This window comes from Alsobacter ponti (genome assembly GCF_024294805.1).
Classification (GTDB): domain Bacteria; phylum Pseudomonadota; class Alphaproteobacteria; order Rhizobiales; family Beijerinckiaceae; genus Alsobacter; species Alsobacter ponti.
In genome coordinates this window covers 1-15,942 of the sequence record NZ_JANCLU010000009.1, presented here as the reverse complement: position 1 = coordinate 15,942, position 15,942 = coordinate 1, and the positions used below count along the sequence as shown (strand labels likewise).

At 66.6% G+C, this 15,942-nt stretch carries 29 protein-coding genes; 1 reads left to right on the top strand and 28 read right to left on the bottom strand.

Going from position 1 to position 15,942, the window contains the following annotated elements; translation table 11 throughout:
* Nucleotides 1-37 precede the first annotated feature (37 nt).
* From rplQ to rpsM, 4 genes are all read right to left on the bottom strand, one after another.
* Nucleotides 38-457 (bottom strand): 50S ribosomal protein L17, encoded by a 420-nt coding sequence (gene rplQ, locus NK718_RS10805; RefSeq protein WP_254741688.1) that lies wholly within the window; start codon nt 455-457, stop codon nt 38-40.
* 92 nt (nt 458-549) lie between these two features.
* Nucleotides 550-1,566, bottom strand: coding sequence for a DNA-directed RNA polymerase subunit alpha (locus NK718_RS10800; protein ID WP_254741686.1), 1,017 nt, complete (start codon nt 1,564-1,566; stop codon nt 550-552).
* 124 nt (nt 1,567-1,690) lie between these two features.
* On the bottom strand, nt 1,691-2,080 hold the full coding sequence (rpsK, locus tag NK718_RS10795; RefSeq protein ID WP_254741683.1) for a 30S ribosomal protein S11: 390 nt from the start codon (nt 2,078-2,080) through the stop codon (nt 1,691-1,693).
* Between the two features lie 110 nt (nt 2,081-2,190).
* Nucleotides 2,191-2,559 carry a 30S ribosomal protein S13 gene (gene rpsM, locus NK718_RS10790; RefSeq protein WP_254741680.1) on the bottom strand — a complete coding sequence of 123 codons (369 nt, stop codon included), beginning with the start codon at nt 2,557-2,559 and terminating at the stop codon, nt 2,191-2,193.
* Between the two features lie 626 nt (nt 2,560-3,185).
* Between rpsM and NK718_RS10785 the strand changes: the two genes are divergently transcribed.
* Nucleotides 3,186-3,572, top strand: coding sequence for a hypothetical protein (locus NK718_RS10785; RefSeq protein ID WP_254741677.1), 387 nt, complete (start codon nt 3,186-3,188; stop codon nt 3,570-3,572).
* Between the two features lie 69 nt (nt 3,573-3,641).
* On the opposite strand, the gene NK718_RS10780 is transcribed toward NK718_RS10785, so the two are convergent.
* The 24 genes from NK718_RS10780 to NK718_RS10665 form a co-directional block, all read right to left on the bottom strand.
* Nucleotides 3,642-4,223 (bottom strand): adenylate kinase, encoded by a 582-nt coding sequence (locus NK718_RS10780; RefSeq protein WP_254741674.1) that lies wholly within the window; start codon nt 4,221-4,223, stop codon nt 3,642-3,644.
* Nucleotides 4,220-5,554, bottom strand: a complete 1,335-nt coding sequence (gene secY / locus NK718_RS10775; RefSeq protein ID WP_254741671.1) for a preprotein translocase subunit SecY — start codon at nt 5,552-5,554, stop codon at nt 4,220-4,222. Before secY ends, NK718_RS10780 begins: the two co-directional genes overlap by 4 nt.
* A 115-nt stretch (nt 5,555-5,669) precedes the next feature.
* Nucleotides 5,670-6,152: a 50S ribosomal protein L15 gene (gene rplO / locus NK718_RS10770; protein ID WP_254741668.1), complete on the bottom strand. Its 483-nt coding sequence runs from the start codon at nt 6,150-6,152 to the stop codon at nt 5,670-5,672.
* A gap of 13 nt (nt 6,153-6,165) precedes the next feature.
* Nucleotides 6,166-6,369 (bottom strand): 50S ribosomal protein L30, encoded by a 204-nt coding sequence (gene rpmD, locus NK718_RS10765; RefSeq protein ID WP_254741665.1) that lies wholly within the window; start codon nt 6,367-6,369, stop codon nt 6,166-6,168.
* A gap of 11 nt (nt 6,370-6,380) precedes the next feature.
* Entirely contained in the window at nt 6,381-6,947 is a 567-nt protein-coding gene (gene rpsE / locus NK718_RS10760; protein ID WP_254741662.1) for a 30S ribosomal protein S5, read from the bottom strand.
* A 163-nt stretch (nt 6,948-7,110) separates the two neighbouring features.
* Nucleotides 7,111-7,473, bottom strand: a complete 363-nt coding sequence (gene rplR, locus NK718_RS10755; RefSeq protein ID WP_254741659.1) for a 50S ribosomal protein L18 — start codon at nt 7,471-7,473, stop codon at nt 7,111-7,113.
* 12 nt (nt 7,474-7,485) lie between these two features.
* On the bottom strand, nt 7,486-8,019 hold the full coding sequence (gene rplF, locus NK718_RS10750; protein ID WP_254741656.1) for a 50S ribosomal protein L6: 534 nt from the start codon (nt 8,017-8,019) through the stop codon (nt 7,486-7,488).
* A gap of 33 nt (nt 8,020-8,052) precedes the next feature.
* Nucleotides 8,053-8,451 carry a 30S ribosomal protein S8 gene (rpsH, locus tag NK718_RS10745; protein WP_254741653.1) on the bottom strand — a complete coding sequence of 133 codons (399 nt, stop codon included), beginning with the start codon at nt 8,449-8,451 and terminating at the stop codon, nt 8,053-8,055.
* A 12-nt stretch (nt 8,452-8,463) separates the two neighbouring features.
* Nucleotides 8,464-8,769 (bottom strand): 30S ribosomal protein S14, encoded by a 306-nt coding sequence (gene rpsN / locus NK718_RS10740; RefSeq protein WP_254741650.1) that lies wholly within the window; start codon nt 8,767-8,769, stop codon nt 8,464-8,466.
* A gap of 36 nt (nt 8,770-8,805) precedes the next feature.
* Nucleotides 8,806-9,372 (bottom strand): 50S ribosomal protein L5, encoded by a 567-nt coding sequence (rplE, locus tag NK718_RS10735; RefSeq protein WP_254741647.1) that lies wholly within the window; start codon nt 9,370-9,372, stop codon nt 8,806-8,808.
* The gene (gene rplX / locus NK718_RS10730; protein ID WP_254741644.1) at nt 9,365-9,682 is read right to left on the bottom strand and encodes a 50S ribosomal protein L24; all 318 of its coding nucleotides are present in this window, start codon (nt 9,680-9,682) and stop codon (nt 9,365-9,367) included. The genes rplE and rplX overlap by 8 nt, the downstream gene beginning before the upstream one ends.
* Nucleotides 9,682-10,050: a 50S ribosomal protein L14 gene (gene rplN, locus NK718_RS10725; RefSeq protein ID WP_254741641.1), complete on the bottom strand. Its 369-nt coding sequence runs from the start codon at nt 10,048-10,050 to the stop codon at nt 9,682-9,684. Before rplN ends, rplX begins: the two co-directional genes overlap by 1 nt.
* Before the next feature lie 151 nt (nt 10,051-10,201).
* The gene (rpsQ, locus tag NK718_RS10720) at nt 10,202-10,444 is read right to left on the bottom strand and encodes a 30S ribosomal protein S17 (protein WP_254741638.1); all 243 of its coding nucleotides are present in this window, start codon (nt 10,442-10,444) and stop codon (nt 10,202-10,204) included.
* 10 nt (nt 10,445-10,454) lie between these two features.
* Nucleotides 10,455-10,670 carry a 50S ribosomal protein L29 gene (rpmC, locus tag NK718_RS10715; RefSeq protein WP_254741635.1) on the bottom strand — a complete coding sequence of 72 codons (216 nt, stop codon included), beginning with the start codon at nt 10,668-10,670 and terminating at the stop codon, nt 10,455-10,457.
* Between the two features lie 10 nt (nt 10,671-10,680).
* Entirely contained in the window at nt 10,681-11,094 is a 414-nt protein-coding gene (gene rplP / locus NK718_RS10710; RefSeq protein ID WP_254741632.1) for a 50S ribosomal protein L16, read from the bottom strand.
* 25 nt (nt 11,095-11,119) lie between these two features.
* Nucleotides 11,120-11,830, bottom strand: a complete 711-nt coding sequence (gene rpsC, locus NK718_RS10705) for a 30S ribosomal protein S3 (RefSeq protein ID WP_254741629.1) — start codon at nt 11,828-11,830, stop codon at nt 11,120-11,122.
* 10 nt (nt 11,831-11,840) lie between these two features.
* Nucleotides 11,841-12,221: a 50S ribosomal protein L22 gene (rplV, locus tag NK718_RS10700; protein WP_254741626.1), complete on the bottom strand. Its 381-nt coding sequence runs from the start codon at nt 12,219-12,221 to the stop codon at nt 11,841-11,843.
* A gap of 4 nt (nt 12,222-12,225) precedes the next feature.
* Nucleotides 12,226-12,504 (bottom strand): 30S ribosomal protein S19, encoded by a 279-nt coding sequence (gene rpsS / locus NK718_RS10695; protein ID WP_254741623.1) that lies wholly within the window; start codon nt 12,502-12,504, stop codon nt 12,226-12,228.
* A 10-nt stretch (nt 12,505-12,514) separates the two neighbouring features.
* The gene (gene rplB, locus NK718_RS10690) at nt 12,515-13,354 is read right to left on the bottom strand and encodes a 50S ribosomal protein L2 (RefSeq protein WP_254741620.1); all 840 of its coding nucleotides are present in this window, start codon (nt 13,352-13,354) and stop codon (nt 12,515-12,517) included.
* A 19-nt stretch (nt 13,355-13,373) separates the two neighbouring features.
* Nucleotides 13,374-13,670, bottom strand: coding sequence for a 50S ribosomal protein L23 (locus NK718_RS10685; RefSeq protein WP_254741617.1), 297 nt, complete (start codon nt 13,668-13,670; stop codon nt 13,374-13,376).
* Nucleotides 13,667-14,287: a 50S ribosomal protein L4 gene (rplD, locus tag NK718_RS10680; protein ID WP_254741614.1), complete on the bottom strand. Its 621-nt coding sequence runs from the start codon at nt 14,285-14,287 to the stop codon at nt 13,667-13,669. The genes NK718_RS10685 and rplD overlap by 4 nt, the downstream gene beginning before the upstream one ends.
* Entirely contained in the window at nt 14,287-15,009 is a 723-nt protein-coding gene (gene rplC / locus NK718_RS10675) for a 50S ribosomal protein L3 (protein ID WP_254741611.1), read from the bottom strand. The genes rplD and rplC overlap by 1 nt, the downstream gene beginning before the upstream one ends.
* 29 nt (nt 15,010-15,038) lie before the next feature.
* A complete protein-coding gene (gene rpsJ, locus NK718_RS10670; RefSeq protein WP_254741608.1) occupies nt 15,039-15,347 on the bottom strand; it encodes a 30S ribosomal protein S10 in 309 nt (102 codons plus the stop codon).
* 73 nt (nt 15,348-15,420) lie between these two features.
* Nucleotides 15,421-15,942 (bottom strand): EF-Tu C-terminal domain-related protein (locus NK718_RS10665; protein ID WP_254741604.1); only part of this gene is annotated, 522 nt, incomplete at its 5' end.

The window sequence follows — 15,942 nt, the reverse complement described above, 5'->3', positions numbered from 1 at the left end:
GGGGCCGCCCGTCGCGAAACCTTGATGAAAGGGCGGCTCAGGCCGCCTCGGCCTCGCCGGCCTCCTGGGTCGGGCCCGAATCCTGGCCCTTGGCGTCGACGTCGCGGTCGACAAACTCGATCACGGCCATGGCCGCGTTGTCGCCAAAGCGGAAGCCCGCCTTCATGATGCGGGTGTAGCCGCCATTGCGCTCCTTGTAGCGCGGGCCGAGCACGTCGAAGAGCTTCTTGACGAGCGCCACGTCGCGGATCTGCGCGATGGCCTGGCGGCGGGCGTGCAGGTCGCCGCGCTTGCCGAGCGTGATGAGCTTCTCGACGACCGGACGAAGGTCCTTCGCCTTGGGCAGCGTGGTGACGATCTGCTCGTGCTTGATGAGGGCCTGGCTCATGTTCATGAACATGGCCTTGCGGTGCTCGGCCGAGCGGTTGAACCGGCGGCCCCTGTAACCGTGACGCATTTGGCTGTCTCCTGTTCTTCCGGCCGCCGTGCCAAGGGTCGACCGTCCTCGTTAAGCCCGCTGGCGGGGGACTGGCCCCCGCCGCGCGGCTCTCAGTAGTGCTCCTCGAAGCGCTTGGCCAGCTCTTCGATGTTCTCCGGCGGCCAGCCGGCGATTTCCATGCCGAGATGAAGGCCCATGCCCGCGAGCACTTCCTTGATCTCGTTGAGCGACTTGCGGCCGAAGTTCGGCGTGCGGAGCATTTCCGCCTCCGTCTTCTGGATCAGGTCGCCGATATAGACGATGTTGTCGTTCTTCAGGCAGTTCGCCGAGCGGACCGACAGCTCCAGCTCGTCCACCTTCTTGAGCAGGGCCGGGTTGAAGGCCAGCTCCGGCATCGCCGTCTTCTCTTCCTCGCGGCGCGGCTCCTCGAAGTTCACGAACACTTCGAGCTGGTCCTGCAGGATGCGCGCGGCATAGGCCACCGAGTCCTCCGGCGACACGCCGCCGTTCGTCTCGATGGTCATGATGAGCTTGTCGTAGTCGAGGATCTGGCCCTCGCGGGTGTTCTCGACGCGGTACGACACCTTGCGGACGGGCGAGTACAGGCTGTCGACCGGGATGAGGCCGATCGGCGCGTCCTCGGGACGGTTGCGGTCGGCCGGGACGTAGCCCTTGCCGGTCTTGACCGTGAACTCCATGCGGATCTCGGCGCCCTCGTCGAGGGTGCAGATGACCAGCTCGGGGTTGAGGATCTGCGTGTCGCCCGTCACCTGGATGTCGCCGGCGCGCACCTGGCCGGGGCCCTGCTTGCGCAGCGTCATCCGCTTCACGCCTTCCGCCTGCATGCGCACGGCGATGGCCTTGATGTTCAGCACGATGTCGGTGACGTCCTCACGCACGCCCGGAATGGACGAGAACTCGTGCAGCACGCCGTCGATCTGGACGGAGGTGATGGCCGCGCCCTGGAGCGAGGAGAGGAGCACGCGGCGCAGCGCGTTGCCGAGCGTCACGCCGAAGCCGCGCTCGAGCGGCTCGGCGACAAGCGTCGCCACGCGGCGCGGGTCGTCCCCGGCCGTCACGTCGAGCTTCGTCGGCTTGATGAGGTCTTGCCAGTTCTTCTGGATCACGGAGTTCGTCCTTCATGAAAGAGCGCTGGGCATATCGGTCCGTCGACCCTGGCCCGGCGTTCACGACGGCAAATAGAGACGCCTCCCGCGCCCGTCGGCGCGGGAAGCGCTGAAAGCGGCGGCGTCAGACGCGACGGCGCTTGCGCGGCCGGCAGCCGTTGTGCGGGATCGGCGTGACGTCGCGGATAGAGGTGACGGTGAAGCCGCCCGCCTGCAGGGCGCGCAGCGCCGACTCGCGGCCCGAACCGGGTCCGGAGACCTCGACCTCCAGCGTGCGCATGCCGTGCTCGGCCGCCTTGCGGCCGGCGTCCTCGGCCGCGACCTGCGCGGCGTAAGGCGTCGACTTGCGCGAGCCCTTGAACCCCATGGTGCCGGCCGACGACCAGGCGATTGTGTTGCCCTGCGCGTCCGTGATGGTGATCATCGTGTTGTTGAACGAGGCGTTCACGTGGGCGATGCCCGACACGATGTTCTTGCGTTCGCGGCGGCGGACGCGGGTCGCTTCTTTAGCCATATGTCAGATCCTTCGGTCGCGCCCGTTCCACCAGGCGCTCGGGATGGAGGTGGTCGAACCGGCGCGGCGGGACGAGCCCGCGCCGCGCCATCGAACCCTTGCGGGCCGAATTACTTCTTCTTGCCGGCGATCGGCTTGGACTTGCCCTTGCGGGTGCGCGCATTGGTGTGCGTGCGCTGGCCGCGGACCGGCAGGTTGCGGCGGTGACGCAGGCCGCGATAAGCACCCAGGTCCATCAGGCGCTTGATGTTCATCGCCACTTCGCGGCGCAGGTCGCCCTCGACGATGTAGTCGCGGTCGATCATCTCGCGGATCTGGAGCACCTCGTTGTCGGTCAGCTGGTTGACGCGACGCTCGCTCGGGATTCCGATCGCGGTGGTGATCTCCTCGGCCTTCTTGGCGCCGATGCCGTGGATGTACTGCAGCGCGATGACGACGCGCTTGTTGGTCGGGATGTTGACGCCTGCGATACGGGCCATTGCCGTCTCCATGTCGGCCGGGTCGCCCCGGCGGTTCGTGTGTCCCGCGCGTCCGGTGGAGGCCGGCCCCTGCGCGGTCGTTCGCAAAGCAAACGACGCCGCATGCCTCGTTCCCGAGGCCTCGGCGTCCAACCCTGCGACCGGATGGCCGCTCGTTAAGGGATCGCAGCGGGGGAGTCAAGGCGAAAGGCATACCGCGGCTCAGCCGGACTGTGAGTGAAGCTTGACTGCTTGGCTTTTTTTCCTATCATGGATTTCATTTGATATCGGAGTTTGCAAGTGACGACTGTTCTTTCTCGAACGAGCGCCCGGCGATCGAATAAATTCAGCCCTTTGCAGCCCCGTGTTCCATCCGGGCAGCCGGGTGGAGGGCAGTGGACGCTGAGCGGCGGGCTGCCCAGCGGAGGGGCGGGGAACCACAGCCCCGGTTACCAGCGAGTTTCGTCGCGCCTCTCCAATCTTGTCGCGGAGCTTCCCTACTCAGGAGGACGCTACTGCGTCTATCGTTTCGACTTTGGGGCCGTGATTGTGCCGGGCCCTGTGAATTTGTCGTGTCCTGACTGGGCTCCATCCGCAGCCGTTATCCACGGCACGATCCTCAACAGCAACAAGCCGAGGTGGTGATCATGACGAGAGCCGAGGTCCATCGGACCTTCACCTTCGATCCCGAAACCCGCGAGCCGTTGGAGAAATTGGCGCGCGAATTCGCCGATGCGGTTGGGGAACCCGGCGTCGCTGTCGTCCTGATGCTCGGCGGGTTGCTCGACAATAACTGGCGAGAAGTCAACACGTTGAAGCCGATTCTGGTGACGAGCTTCTATACCGCAAAGCAGTTCGCATCGATTCCGGCGGATATGTGGACCAGGATCGCTGGCTGGAACGTCGTCTTCTTCGCGGTCGACGCTCAGGTCGACTATTTTCTCGGCAAGACACTGTCCTGCAAGGACGGCAAGTTTTTCCTCGCGCCGCGGAAGCCGCCTCCCGGACGGCGAACGCCTGTCGATATGAGCTGATGGCATCTCCCAATACGCAAGAGCCGGGCGCGAAGCCCGGCTCTTCTCATTTCGCGCAGGCGTCGATCTTCAGCCGCCTAGCGCCCGGTTCATCGCCTCGCTGACAGAGTCGATCGGCTGCATGCCGTCGATCGTCTTGAGTCGGCCGGTCTTCTCGTAATACGGGCCGACCACGGCGGTGTCGCGGTTGTAGGCGGCGAGCCGGGTCTTGAAGACCTCTGGGTCGTCATCCTTGCGCACCGGCTGGCCGGCGGCCCTGGCCTCCTCGGCGCGGCGCACGATGCGGTGGACCAGCGCGTCCTGGTCGACGACCAGTTCCAGCACGGCGTCGAGCTTGAGCCCCTTCGCCGCGAGCATCCTGTCGAGAGCCTCGGCCTGGGCCACGGTGCGCGGGAAGCCGTCGAGAATGAAGCCCTTCCGGGCGTCCGCCTCCTCGATCCGGTCGGCGACGATGCCGATGACGACCTCGTCGGGAACGAGGCCTCCCGACTCCATCACCGCCTTGGCCTGAAGGCCCACCGGAGTGCCGGCCGCCACGGCCGCCCGCAGCATGTCGCCGGTCGAGAGCTGCGGAATTCCGTGCTTCTCGACGAGCCGGACCGCCTGGGTCCCCTTCCCCGCCCCCGGCGGTCCCAACAGGATGAGTCTCACCTACGCTTCCCCCGCAGCTTGGCCTTCTTCACAAGCCCCTCGTACTGGTGCGCGAGCAGATGGCCGTGGACCTGGGCCACGGTGTCCATCGTGACGCTCACCACGATGAGCAGCGACGTCCCACCGAAATAGAACGGAAGCGCGGCCTGCGATATCAGCAGTTCGGGCAAGAGGCAGATCAGGACGAGGTAGCCCGCGCCCAGCACCGTGATGCGCGCCAGCGTCTTGTCGATGAACTCGGCCGTCCGCTCGCCCGGGCGGATGCCGGGGATGAAGCCGCCATGCTTCTTCAGATTGTCCGCCGTCTCCGTCGGGTTGAAGACGATGGCCGTGTAGAAGAAGGCGAAGAAGATGATCAGCGCCGCGTAGAGGACCATGTAGAGCGGCCGGCCGTGACCGAGATAGGCGGCCACGACGCCGAGCACGCCGCCCGGATCGTTCTGCGCGGAGAAGCCCGCGATGGTGGTGGGCAGCAGCAGCAGCGACGACGCGAAGATCGGCGGGATGACGCCCGACGTGTTCAGCTTGAGCGGCAGGAACGAGGACTGCCCCTCGTAGACGCGGTTGCCGACCTGCCGCTTCGGATAGTTGATCAGCAGCCGACGCTGGGCGCGCTCCATGAACACGATGAAGGCGATGACCGCCACGGCCATGACGATGACCGCCAGGATCAGCGCGGTCGAGACCGCGCCCTGCCGGCCGAGTTCGAGCGTGCCCGCGATGGCGGAGGGCAACTCGGCCACGATGCCGGCGAAGATGATGAGCGACGAGCCGTTGCCGATGCCGCGCGCGGTGATCTGCTCGCCCAGCCACATCAGGAACATGGTGCCGCCGACCAGCGTGATCGTGGTCGAGATGCGGAAGAACATGCCCGGATCGGCGACGACGCTGGCCGAGCCTTCGAGGCCGACCGCGATGCCGTAGGCCTGGAAGGTCGCCAGCACCACGGTGAGATAGCGCGTGTACTGGTTGATGACCTTGCGGCCGCTCTCGCCTTCCTTCTTCAGCGCCTCCAGCGTCGGCACCACGGAGGTGAGCAGCTGGATGATGATCGACGCCGAGATGTACGGCATGATGTTCAGGGCGAAGATCGCCAGACGGCCGACGGCGCCGCCCGAGAACATGTTGAACAGGCCCAGCACGCCCTGGGACTGCTGCTTGAAGATGTCGGCGAGCGCGTCGATGTTGATGCCCGGCAGCGGGATGTAGGTGCCGAGCCGGTAGACCAGAAGCGCGCCGAGGGTGAACCAGATGCGCTTCTTCAGGTCCTCGGCCTTGGCCAGGGCTCCGAAATTCAGGTTCGCTGCAAGCTGTTCAGCCGCCGATGCCATACTGCGCTCCGCTGAGGGACTGCGGGGGTCCGCGCGGACCCCGATAAGCAAAGCCGGGCGAAGCGGATCGCTCCGCCGCCCGGCATCGAGTTTCTGCGACGAGACCCCGAAGGGATCAGGCCGTCGCTTCCGTCGCCGCGGGGGCGAGCAGCGTGAGCGAGCCGCCAAGCTTCTCGATGGCGGCCTGGGCCGACTTCGAGGCGCCGTGGACCTGGAACGCCAGCTTCGCCTTGAGCTCGCCGACGCCGAGGATCTTCACGCCGTCGCGGGCCCGGGAGCACACGCCGGCGGCGACCAGCGCCTCGACGGTGACCGGCTGCGAGGCGTCCAGCTTCTTGGCGTCCAGCGCCTCCTGGATGCGGCCGAGGTTGACCTCGTTCAGATCCTTGGAGAAGGGGTTCCAGAACCCGCGCTTCGGCAGGCGACGGTAGAGCGGCATCTGGCCGCCCTCGAAGCCCTTGACGCGCACGCCGGTGCGGGCCTTCTGACCCTTGACGCCGCGGCCGCCGGTCTTGCCCTTGCCGGAGCCGATGCCCCGGCCGACGCGCATGCGGCCCTTCTTGGCGCCCGCGTTGTCACGAATGTCGTTCAGCTTCATGACGGTGTCCTCCTCACTTCGCGCGGCTGTCGTCGGCGACGACGCGCACGAGGTGCGCCACCTTGGCGATCATCCCGCGGACGGCGGGCGTGTCGACGAGAGTGGAGCGGCGGTGGAGCTTGTTGAGGCCGAGGCCCACCAGCGTCGCGCGCTGGCTCGCCTCGCGGCGGATCGGGCTGCCGACCTGCTCGACGGTGACGGTCTTGGAGTCTGCCATGGCTTCCTCCCTTACGCGTCGGCGCCGGCGCCGTCCGCGTCACCGCGGCGGGCCTGCAGGACGGACACCTTGAGGCCGCGACGGGCCGCGACCGAACGCGGGCTGTCCTCGTGCTTCAGGGCGTCGAAGGTGGCGCGAACCAGGTTGTACGGGTTCGACGAGCCGAGCGACTTGGACACCACGTCGTGCATGCCCAGCGCCTCGAAGACGGCGCGCATCGGGCCGCCGGCGATGATGCCGGTGCCGGCCGGGGCGGCGCGCAGCACGACCTTGCCGGCGCCGTGGCGGCCGGCGACGTCGTGGTGCAGCGTGCGGCCTTCGCGCAGCGGCACGCGGATCAGGCCGCGCTTGGCGGCTTCCGTGGCCTTGCGGATGGCTTCCGGCACTTCACGGGCCTTGCCGTGGCCGAAGCCGACGCGGCCCTTCTGGTCGCCGACGACGACGAGGGCCGCGAAGCCGAAGCGACGGCCGCCCTTCACCACCTTGGCGACGCGGTTGATATGGACCAGGCGGTCCACGAACTCGGAATCGCGCTCTTCGCGATCCCGGTTCTGACGTTCACGAGGTTCTCTCGCCATGGATTCTCTCACTTTCGCGGACGCCGTTCCCGGACGCCGCTCGCTTGATCCCAGGGAAGTTCAGGAAGGCCCCGTGGGGCCGAGCCGAAAGGCCGCCCTCGCGGACGGCCAGGGCCCTGAACCGGTCGGCCCGCCGGGCTCGCGCCAGGCGGACCGGACGTTCTCAGAAGTCGAGGCCGCCCTCGCGAGCGGCGTCGGCGAGCGCCTTGACGCGCCCGTGATACATGTAGCCGCCGCGGTCGAAGACGACCTGGGTGACGCCCGCCTGCTTGGCGCGCTCGGCGACGAGCTTGCCCACCAGCTTGGCGGCCTCCACGTCAGCGCCCGTCTTCAGCGAGGTGCGCAGGTCCTTCTCGACCGTCGAGGCCGAGACCAGCGTCACGCCGCGCGCGTCGTCGATGACCTGCGCGTAGATCTGCTTGGACGAGCGGAAGACCGACAGGCGAGGACGCCCGTTCGCGGCCTTCCGGATCGTGCGGCGCACGCGGGCGACGCGGCGCTCCGCGGCCTGGATATTCTTTGCCATGGCCCGTGCCCCTTACTTCTTCTTGCCTTCCTTGCGGAAGATGAATTCGCCGGCATAGCGAACGCCCTTGCCCTGGTAGGGCTCCGGACCGCGGAACTCGCGGATCTCGGCGGCGGTCTGGCCGACGCGCTGCTTGTCGATGCCCGTCACCACGATCTCCGTCGGCTTGGGCGTCGCGATGGCGATGCCGGCCGGGATCTCGTAGTCGACGTCGTGGCTGTAGCCGAGCGACAGCTTGAGGACCTTGCCGGCGACCGCGGCCTTGTAGCCGACGCCGGTGATCTCGAGCTTGCGCTCATAGCCCTTGGTGACGCCTTCGACGAGGTTGGCGACCTGCGAGCGGGACATGCCCCACATCGCGCGGGCGCGCTGGGACTCGTCCTTCGGCGCAACCTTGATGGCGCCCTCTTCCATCGACACCACGACATTGTCGGGAGCGCGGAACGACAGTTCGCCCTTCGCGCCCTTGACCTTGACGAGGTTGCCGTCGACGGCGGCCGTGACGCCGGCGGGCATCGCGACGGGCTTCTTACCAATACGAGACATTTCTGGTCTCCCCGTGTCTGCGTTGCCGGACGATCAGAAGACCGTGCAGAGCACTTCGCCGCCCACGTTCTGCTCGCGAGCCTCGTGATCCGCCATCACGCCCTTCGGCGTGGAGAGGATCGTGATGCCGAGGCCGTTGGCGACGCGCGGCATGGCGCCCACCGACGAGTAGACGCGGCGGCCCGGCTTGGACACGCGCGAAATCTCGCGGATGACCGGCTGGCCGTCGAAGTACTTCAGCTCGATCTCGAACTCGGAGCGGCCGTTGCCGTACTCGGTCGTGCTGTAACCGCGGATGAAGCCTTCAGCCGCGAGCACGTCGAGGACACGGGCGCGCAGCCGCGAGCCGGGGGTCGACACCTTGGTCTTGCGACGCATCTGCGCGTTGCGGATGCGGGTCAGCATATCGCCGACGGGATCATTCATGGCCATGGTCGACCCTCCTTACCAGGACGACTTGGTGAGCCCCGGGACCACGCCCTGCGAGCCGAGCTCGCGCAGCGCGATACGGGACATCTTCAGCTTGCGGTAGTAGGCGCGCGGACGCCCCGTGACTTCGCACCGGTTACGGACGCGGGTCGGGTTGGCGTTGCGTGGCAGTTCCGCCAGCTTGAGGCGCGCCGTGAAGCGCTCCTCCATGGACTTGGATTCGTCATTCGCGATCGCGAGCAGACGCGCCCGCTTGCCGGCATACTGCTTGACCAGCTTGCGGCGGCGGTTGTTCTTCTCGATCGAGCTCTTCTTCGCCATCTGTCTCTCCTGGTTTCCGCGTTTAAGAGCGAACTCTTACTGCCGGAACGGGAAGTTGAAGGCGCGCAGCAAAGCGCGGGCCTCGTCGTCGGTCTTGGCGGTGGTGCAGACGATGATGTCCATGCCCCACACGGCCTCGGCCTTGTCGTAGTTGATCTCGGGGAAGATCAGGTGCTCCTTGATCCCGAGAGCAAAGTTGCCGCGGCCGTCGAACGACTTGGGGTTGAGGCCCCGGAAGTCGCGGACGCGCGGGAGCGCGATGTTCACCAGACGGTCGAGGAACTCGTACATCCGGGTCTTGCGCAGCGTCACCTTGCAGCCGATCGGCATGTTCTCGCGCACCTTGAAGGTCGCGATCGCCTTGCGGGCCTTGGTGATGACCGGCTTCTGGCCGGCGATCAGGGCGAGGTCGGCCGCGGCCACCTGCGCCTTCTTGGAGTCCGCCGTGGACTCGCCGACGCCCATGTTGATGACGACCTTCTCGATGGTCGGCACTTCCATGATGTTCTTGTAGCCGAACTCCTCGATGAGCTTCGGCCGCACGACGTCGTTGTAAACCTGCCTGAGGCGCGGCGCCTGGGCCGCCTGCATCTCGTTAGCCATCGATCAGATCCCCCGAGCGCTTGGCGAACCGCACCTTGCGGCCGTCCTCCAGAATGCGGAAACCGACGCGGGTCGGCTTTCCGTCCTTGGGGTCGGCGATCGCGATGTTGGAGAGCTGGATCGGCGCCTCTTTCGAGATGATCCCGCCTTCCTGGTTCTGCGTCTGCTTCTGGTGCTTCTTGACCAGGTTCACGCCGCGGACGAGCGCGCGCGACTCCTTGGGCATCACCTTGACGACTTCGCCGCTCTTGCCGGCGTCGCGCCCGGTGATGACGACGACCTTGTCGCCCTTCTTGATCTTAGCAGCCATCACAGCACCTCGGGCGCCAGCGAAATGATCTTCATGTGGTTCTTGGCGCGCAGCTCGCGCGGAACCGGCCCGAAGATGCGGGTGCCGATCGGCTCTTTCTGGTTGTTGATCAGCACGGCCGCGTTGCGGTCGAAGCGGATCACCGAGCCGTCCACGCGGCGGATGTCCTTGGCCGTGCGAACGACGATCGCCTTCATGACGTCGCCCTTCTTCACGCGGCCGCGCGGAATCGCCTCCTTCACGGAGACGACGATAACGTCGCCGACCCCAGCGTACTTGCGCTTGGAGCCGCCGAGAACCTTGATGCACATCACGCGACGGGCGCCGGAGTTGTCGGCCACGTCGAGATTCGTCTGCATCTGGATCATGGTCGTGATCCTTTCTGTGTCTCAGACCGGTTTCCGGCACTTGAATGGCTGCCGGACTTCGCCTGACGGGGATCTCCGTCCCCCGTTTGCATGACGCAACAAACGGAAGGGCCGCTTGCGCGGCCCCCCACGAACGTTGCGGAGGAACTCTTTAGACGGGTTGGGCGTCTTCCACAACCACCCATGTCTTCAATTTCGACATGGGCCGGCCTTCCTGGATGCGCACCTGGTCCCCGACCTTGTACTTATTCGCCTCGTCGTGGGCGTGATAGTTCTTCGTCCGCCGCACCGTCTTCTTGAGAAGCGGGTGCGTGAAGCGGCGCTCGACCTTCACGACAACGGTCTTGTCCTGCTTGTCGCTGACGACGACGCCCTGCAGAATGCGCTTCGGCATCGGTCTCTCCTCAGGCCTTGCTCGAGCCGGCGGCCTTTTCGGCCGCCGTCGTCTTGATGCGCGCGATGTCGCGACGCACTTCCTTCACCCGCGCCACGTTCTCCAGCTGGCCGGTGGCCTTCTGGAAGCGCAGATTGAACTGTTCCTTCTTCAGCTTCACCAGCTCGTCCTGGAGCTGGTCCGCCGACATGGTCCGAAGGTCGGACACGCGCTGCTTGGTCTTCATCGTGCCCTCCTTACTCGGCGATGCGCTGAATGAAGCGCGTCTTGATCGGCAGCTTGGCGGCGGCGAGGGTCAGCGCCTCGCGGGCCAGCTCCGGCGACACGCCGTCGATCTCGAACATGATGCGGCCGGGGTGGATGCGGCACGCCCAGAACTCCGGCGCGCCCTTGCCCTTGCCCATGCGGACTTCGGCCGGCTTCGACGACACCGGCACGTCCGGGAACACGCGGATCCAGACGCGGCCGGCGCGCTTCATGTGGCGGGTGAGAGCGCGACGGGCCGCCTCGATCTGGCGGGCGGTGACGCGCTCCGGCTCCATCGCCTTCAGGCCGAACTGGCCGAAGTCGAGGTTATATCCGCCCTTCGCGGCGCCGTGGATGCGGCCCTTGAACTGCTTGCGGAACTTGGTCTTCTTGGGCTGAAGCATGTTTGAGCCTCCTCACGGGCCCGACTTACGAAGCGTGCTCGCGACGGCCGCCACCCGAACGGGGGCCCCCGTCGTCGGCCATGCGCTTGTCCTGGGCCATGGGGTCGTGTTCAAGGATCTCGCCCTTGAAGATCCAGACCTTGATGCCGCACGTGCCATAGGTGGTGAACGCGGTCGCCACGCCATAGTCGACGTCGGCGCGCAGCGTGTGCAGCGGAACGCGACCTTCGCGGTACCATTCCTGGCGCGCGATCTCAGCGCCGCCGAGACGGCCCGAGCAGTTGATGCGGATGCCGCCGGCGCCCAGACGCATGGCGGACTGCACCGCCCGCTTCATGGCGCGGCGGAACGCCACGCGGCGCTCGAGCTGCTGGGCGATCGACTCGGCGACCAGCGTCGCGTCGACCTCCGGCTTGCGCACCTCGACGATGTTGATGACGACCTCCGAGGAGGTCATCTTCGACACGGCCTTGCGCATCTTCTCGATGTCCGCGCCCTTCTTGCCGATCACCACGCCCGGACGGGCGGAGTAGATCGTGACGCGGCACTTACGGTGCGGACGCTCGATGACGATCTTCGACACCGCCGCCTGCTTCAGGAGCTTCATCAGCGCCTTGCGGATGCGGATATCCTCGTGCAGCAGCTGCCCGTACTCGGCGCGGCCGGCGACCCAGCGGCTGTCCCACGTCCGGTTGATGCCGAGGCGCAGGCCGATGGGATTGACCTTCTGACCCATTGTTCTCTCCTCAGGCCTTCGCTTCGACTTCGCGCACGATGATGGTCAGGTTCGAGAAAGGCTTCTCGACCCGGCCGGCGCGGCCGCGAGCGCGGGCGTGGAAACGCTTCATCACCAGCGCCTTGCCCACGAAGGCCTGCGCCACGACGAGATCGTCGACGTCGAGGTCGTGGTTGTTCTCGGCGTTGGCGATGGCGCTCTCGAGGCACTTGCGCACGTCGCGGGCTATCCGCTTCTGCGAGAACTCGAGATCGGCCAGGGCATTCGCGACCTTCTTGCCGCGGATGAGCCCGGCAACAAGGTTCAGCTTCTGCGGCGAGACGCGAAGCATGCGGGCGACCGCCTTGGCTTCGTTCTCGGGCAGCGAGCGGGGAGCAGCAGCCTTACCCATCGCCTTACTTCCTCTTGGCCTTCTTGTCCGCCGCGTGCCCGTAGAACGTACGGGTCGGGGCGAACTCGCCGAACTTGTGGCCGACCATCTCCTCGGAGACGGCGACGGGGACATGCTTCTGGCCGTTGTACACGCCGAAGGTGAGGCCCACGAACTGGGGCAGGATCGTGGAGCGACGGCTCCAGATCTTGATCACTTCCGAGCGCGTCGAGGCGCGGGCGGCATCCGCCTTCTTCAGGAGGTAGCCGTCGACGAACGGGCCCTTCCAAACGGAACGAGTCATCGCGACCCCCTTACTTCTTCTTGCGAGCGTGGCGGCTCGACACGATGAAACTGTCGGTCCGCTTGTTGGAACGAGTCTTCTTGCCCTTGGTCGGCTTGCCCCACGGGGTGACCGGGTGGCGGCCGCCCGAGGTGCGGCCTTCGCCGCCGCCGTGCGGATGGTCGATCGGGTTCATGGTCACGCCGCGATTGTGCGGGCGACGGCCCAGCCAGCGCTGGCGGCCGGCCTTGCCGATCGAGGTGTTCATGTGGTCCGGGTTCGACACCGCGCCGACCGTGGCGAAGCAGCCGCCGTGAACCAGGCGCTGCTCGCCCGAGTTCAGGCGAAGGATGACGTAGCCCTGGTCGCGGCCGACGATCTGCGCGTAGGAGCCGGCCGAGCGGGCGATGGTGCCGCCCTTCCCGATCTTCATCTCCACGTTGTGGACGATGGTGCCGACCGGGATGTTGCCGATCTCCATGGCGTTGCCGGGCTTGATGTCGACCTGCGCGCCCGCGACCACCTCGTCACCAGCCGACAGGCGCTGCGGCGCCAGGATGTAGGCGAGCGTGTCGTCGGCGTAGCGCAGCAGTGCGATGAACGCGGTGCGGTTGGGATCGTACTCGATCCGCTCCACCTTGGCGGTCACGCCCAGCTTGCCGCGGCGCTTGAAGTCGATGACCCGGTAGGTCTGCTTGTGGCCGCCGCCACGGAAGCGGACCGTGATCCGGCCGTAGTTGTTGCGGCCGCCCTTGGAGGACTTGCCCTCGGTCAGCGCCTTGACCGGCTTGCCCTTGTAGAGCTCGCTGCGGTCGACGATGACGAGCTGGCGAAGGCTCGGGGTCGTGGGCTTGTAGGTCTTGAGTGCCATGGTCCTGATCCTCTGGCTCTCACAGGCCGGTGGTGACGTCGATGGAGTGGCCCTCGGCGAGGGTCACGACCGCCTTCTTCACGTCCGACTGCTGGCCAACGGTGCCCTTGAAGCGCTTCACCTTGCCCTTGCGGACGAGGGTGTTGACGCTCTCGACCTTCACGTCGAAGAGCTTCTCCACGGCCGCCTTGATCTGCGGCTTGGAGGCTGTCTTGCGAACCTTGAAGACCACCTTGTTCTGCTCGGAAGCCGTCGTCGCCTTCTCGGTGATGACCGGGCCGACGATGACGTCGTAGTGACGCGGATCGGTGCTCATTTGAAGCGCGCCTCCAGCGCATCCACGGCCGCCTTGGTCAGCACCAGCTTCTCGCGGCGGATGATGTCGTAGACGTTGATGCCCTGCACGGGCAGCACGTCGACGTTCGGAATGTTGCGCGCCGCCAGGGCGAAGTTGGCGTTCACCTCGGCGCCGTCGATCACCAGAACGCTGGCCAGACCGAGCTTGCCGAAGCGCTCGCGCAGGGCCTTCGTCTTCGGGTCCGCCGCGCTGGCCTGGTCGACGACCACGATGGCGTTGTCGCGGGCCTTGGCCGACAGGGCGTGGCGCAGCGCCAGCGCGCGGACCTTCTTGGGAAGGTCGTGGGCGTGCGAGCGCACCACCGGGCCGAAGGCGCGACCGCCGCCGCGGAACTGCGGCACGCGGGCCGAGCCGTGGCGGGCGTTGCCGGAGCCCTTCTGCTTGTACAGCTTCTTGCCGGTGCGCCAGATCTCGGCGCGACCCTTGGTCTTGTGCGTGCCGGCCTGGCGCTTGGCGAGCTGCCAGAGCACGTAGCGCTGGATCAGATCCTGGCGCGGCTCGAGACCGAAGATCTCGTCCGACAGGTCGACCGAACCGGCCGAGCCGCCGTCAAAGGTCGTGACGTCGAGCTTCATCACACGCTCTCCACTTCCGCGGTCACCGGAGCCGCACCGTCCTGACCCGAAAGCCGGAACGCGCCGGGCTTGGGGGCGTCCTTCGGCAGGGCGCGCTTGACGGCGTCCCGCACGAAGATCCAGCCGCCCTTCACGCCGGGGACAGCGCCCTCGACCAGGATCAGGCCGCGCTCGACGTCCGTCTGCACGACGCGCAGGTTCTGCGTCGTCACGCGCTCGGCGCCGAGATGGCCGGGCATCTTCTTGTTCTTGAACGTCTTGCCGGGATCCTGGCGGCCGCCGGTCGAACCGATCGAGCGGTGCGACACCGACACGCCGTGCGAGGCGCGAAGGCCGCCGAAGTTCCAGCGCTTCATGCCGCCGGCGAAGCCCTTGCCCGTCGTGGTGCCCGTCACGTCGACGAACTGGCCAGCGACGAAGTGGTCCGCCGTGATCTCCGCGCCGACCGGGATCAGATCCTCGGAGGCGACGCGGAACTCCGCGAGCTTGCGCTTCGGCTCGACATTGGCCACGGCGAACCTGCCGCGCTCCGCCTTCGAGACGTTCTTCACCTTGGCCTTGCCGACGCCGACCTGCAGCGCGGTGTAGCCGTTCTTCTCTTCCGTCCTGTGCGCGACCACCTGGCAGTGGTCGAGCTTGAGAACGGTAACCGGCACGTGTTCACCCGAATCCGTGAAGATCCGTGTCATGCCAAGCTTCTGGGCGATGACGCCTGACCGCATTGTGGTGGTCCCCGTGTCCCGCTCGCAACTCAGAGCTTAATCTCGACGTCGACGCCGGCCGCCAGGTCGAGCTTCATCAAAGCGTCGACGGTCTGGGGCGTGGGGTCGAGGATGTCGAGAACGCGCTTGTGTGTGCGGATCTCGAACTGCTCGCGCGACTTCTTGTCGATGTGCGGCGAGCGGTTCACAGTGAATTTTTCGATACGCGTCGGAAGGGGAATGGGACCCCGAACCTGCGCACCGGTCCGCTTCGCCGTCGAGACGATCTCGCGCGTCGAAGTATCGAGGATTCGATGATCGAACGCTTTCAGACGAATACGGATGTTCTGGCCGTTCATTGCAGTGCCCTCGGGGTTGACCCGTCCGGTCGAGCGGGGCGCCCGGCTTACCGGGCCGCCCGCTCTCTTCTCGTTACGCGATGATCGAGGCGACGACGCCGGCGCCGACGGTGCGGCCGCCTTCACGGATGGCGAAGCGCAGCTTCTCCTCCATGGCGATCGGCGCGATCAGCTCGACTTCCATCGTCACGTTGTCGCCCGGCATCACCATCTCGGTGCCCTCGGGCAGCTTCACCATCCCGGTCACGTCCGTCGTGCGGAAGTAGAACTGCGGACGGTAGTTGGTGAAGAACGGCGTGTGGCGACCGCCCTCCTCCTTCGTCAGGATGTACGCCTCGGCCTTGAACTTCGTGTGCGGCTTCACCGAGCCGGGCTTGGCCAGAACCTGGCCGCGCTCCACTTCCTCGCGCTTCGTGCCGCGCAGCAGGCAGCCGACGTTGTCGCCCGCCTCGCCCTGGTCCAGCAGCTTGCGGAACATCTCGACGCCGGTCACCGTCGTCTTGATCGTCGGGCGCAGGCCGATGATCTCGATCTCCTCGCCCACCTTCACCACGCCGCGCTCGATGCGCCCCGTCACCACCGTGCCGCGGCCCGA

Excerpts from the sequence above, each read along its gene's own strand:
- rplQ (WP_254741688.1), bottom strand. The coding sequence starts at position 457 with ATGCGTCACGGTTACAGGGGCCGCCGGTTCAACCGCTCGGCCGAGCAC.
- rpsK (WP_254741683.1), bottom strand. The coding sequence starts at position 2,080 with ATGGCTAAAGAAGCGACCCGCGTCCGCCGCCGCGAACGCAAGAACATC.
- rpsM (WP_254741680.1), bottom strand. The coding sequence starts at position 2,559 with ATGGCCCGTATCGCAGGCGTCAACATCCCGACCAACAAGCGCGTCGTC.
- NK718_RS10785 (WP_254741677.1), top strand. The coding sequence starts at position 3,186 with ATGACGAGAGCCGAGGTCCATCGGACCTTCACCTTCGATCCCGAAACC.
- secY (WP_254741671.1), bottom strand. The coding sequence starts at position 5,554 with ATGGCATCGGCGGCTGAACAGCTTGCAGCGAACCTGAATTTCGGAGCC.
- rplO (WP_254741668.1), bottom strand. The coding sequence starts at position 6,152 with ATGAAGCTGAACGACATTCGTGACAACGCGGGCGCCAAGAAGGGCCGC.
- rpmD (WP_254741665.1), bottom strand. The coding sequence starts at position 6,369 with ATGGCAGACTCCAAGACCGTCACCGTCGAGCAGGTCGGCAGCCCGATC.
- rpsE (WP_254741662.1), bottom strand. The coding sequence starts at position 6,947 with ATGGCGAGAGAACCTCGTGAACGTCAGAACCGGGATCGCGAAGAGCGC.
- rplR (WP_254741659.1), bottom strand. The coding sequence starts at position 7,473 with ATGGCAAAGAATATCCAGGCCGCGGAGCGCCGCGTCGCCCGCGTGCGC.
- rplF (WP_254741656.1), bottom strand. The coding sequence starts at position 8,019 with ATGTCTCGTATTGGTAAGAAGCCCGTCGCGATGCCCGCCGGCGTCACG.
- rpsH (WP_254741653.1), bottom strand. The coding sequence starts at position 8,451 with ATGGCCATGAATGATCCCGTCGGCGATATGCTGACCCGCATCCGCAAC.
- rpsN (WP_254741650.1), bottom strand. The coding sequence starts at position 8,769 with ATGGCGAAGAAGAGCTCGATCGAGAAGAACAACCGCCGCCGCAAGCTG.
- rplE (WP_254741647.1), bottom strand. The coding sequence starts at position 9,372 with ATGGCTAACGAGATGCAGGCGGCCCAGGCGCCGCGCCTCAGGCAGGTT.
- rplX (WP_254741644.1), bottom strand. The coding sequence starts at position 9,682 with ATGGCTGCTAAGATCAAGAAGGGCGACAAGGTCGTCGTCATCACCGGG.
- rplN (WP_254741641.1), bottom strand. The coding sequence starts at position 10,050 with ATGATCCAGATGCAGACGAATCTCGACGTGGCCGACAACTCCGGCGCC.
- rpsQ (WP_254741638.1), bottom strand. The coding sequence starts at position 10,444 with ATGCCGAAGCGCATTCTGCAGGGCGTCGTCGTCAGCGACAAGCAGGAC.
- rpmC (WP_254741635.1), bottom strand. The coding sequence starts at position 10,670 with ATGAAGACCAAGCAGCGCGTGTCCGACCTTCGGACCATGTCGGCGGAC.
- rplP (WP_254741632.1), bottom strand. The coding sequence starts at position 11,094 with ATGCTTCAGCCCAAGAAGACCAAGTTCCGCAAGCAGTTCAAGGGCCGC.
- rpsC (WP_254741629.1), bottom strand. The coding sequence starts at position 11,830 with ATGGGTCAGAAGGTCAATCCCATCGGCCTGCGCCTCGGCATCAACCGG.
- rplV (WP_254741626.1), bottom strand. The coding sequence starts at position 12,221 with ATGGGTAAGGCTGCTGCTCCCCGCTCGCTGCCCGAGAACGAAGCCAAG.
- rpsS (WP_254741623.1), bottom strand. The coding sequence starts at position 12,504 with ATGACTCGTTCCGTTTGGAAGGGCCCGTTCGTCGACGGCTACCTCCTG.
- rplB (WP_254741620.1), bottom strand. The coding sequence starts at position 13,354 with ATGGCACTCAAGACCTACAAGCCCACGACCCCGAGCCTTCGCCAGCTC.
- NK718_RS10685 (WP_254741617.1), bottom strand. The coding sequence starts at position 13,670 with ATGAGCACCGATCCGCGTCACTACGACGTCATCGTCGGCCCGGTCATC.
- rplD (WP_254741614.1), bottom strand. The coding sequence starts at position 14,287 with ATGAAGCTCGACGTCACGACCTTTGACGGCGGCTCGGCCGGTTCGGTC.
- rplC (WP_254741611.1), bottom strand. The coding sequence starts at position 15,009 with ATGCGGTCAGGCGTCATCGCCCAGAAGCTTGGCATGACACGGATCTTC.
- rpsJ (WP_254741608.1), bottom strand. The coding sequence starts at position 15,347 with ATGAACGGCCAGAACATCCGTATTCGTCTGAAAGCGTTCGATCATCGA.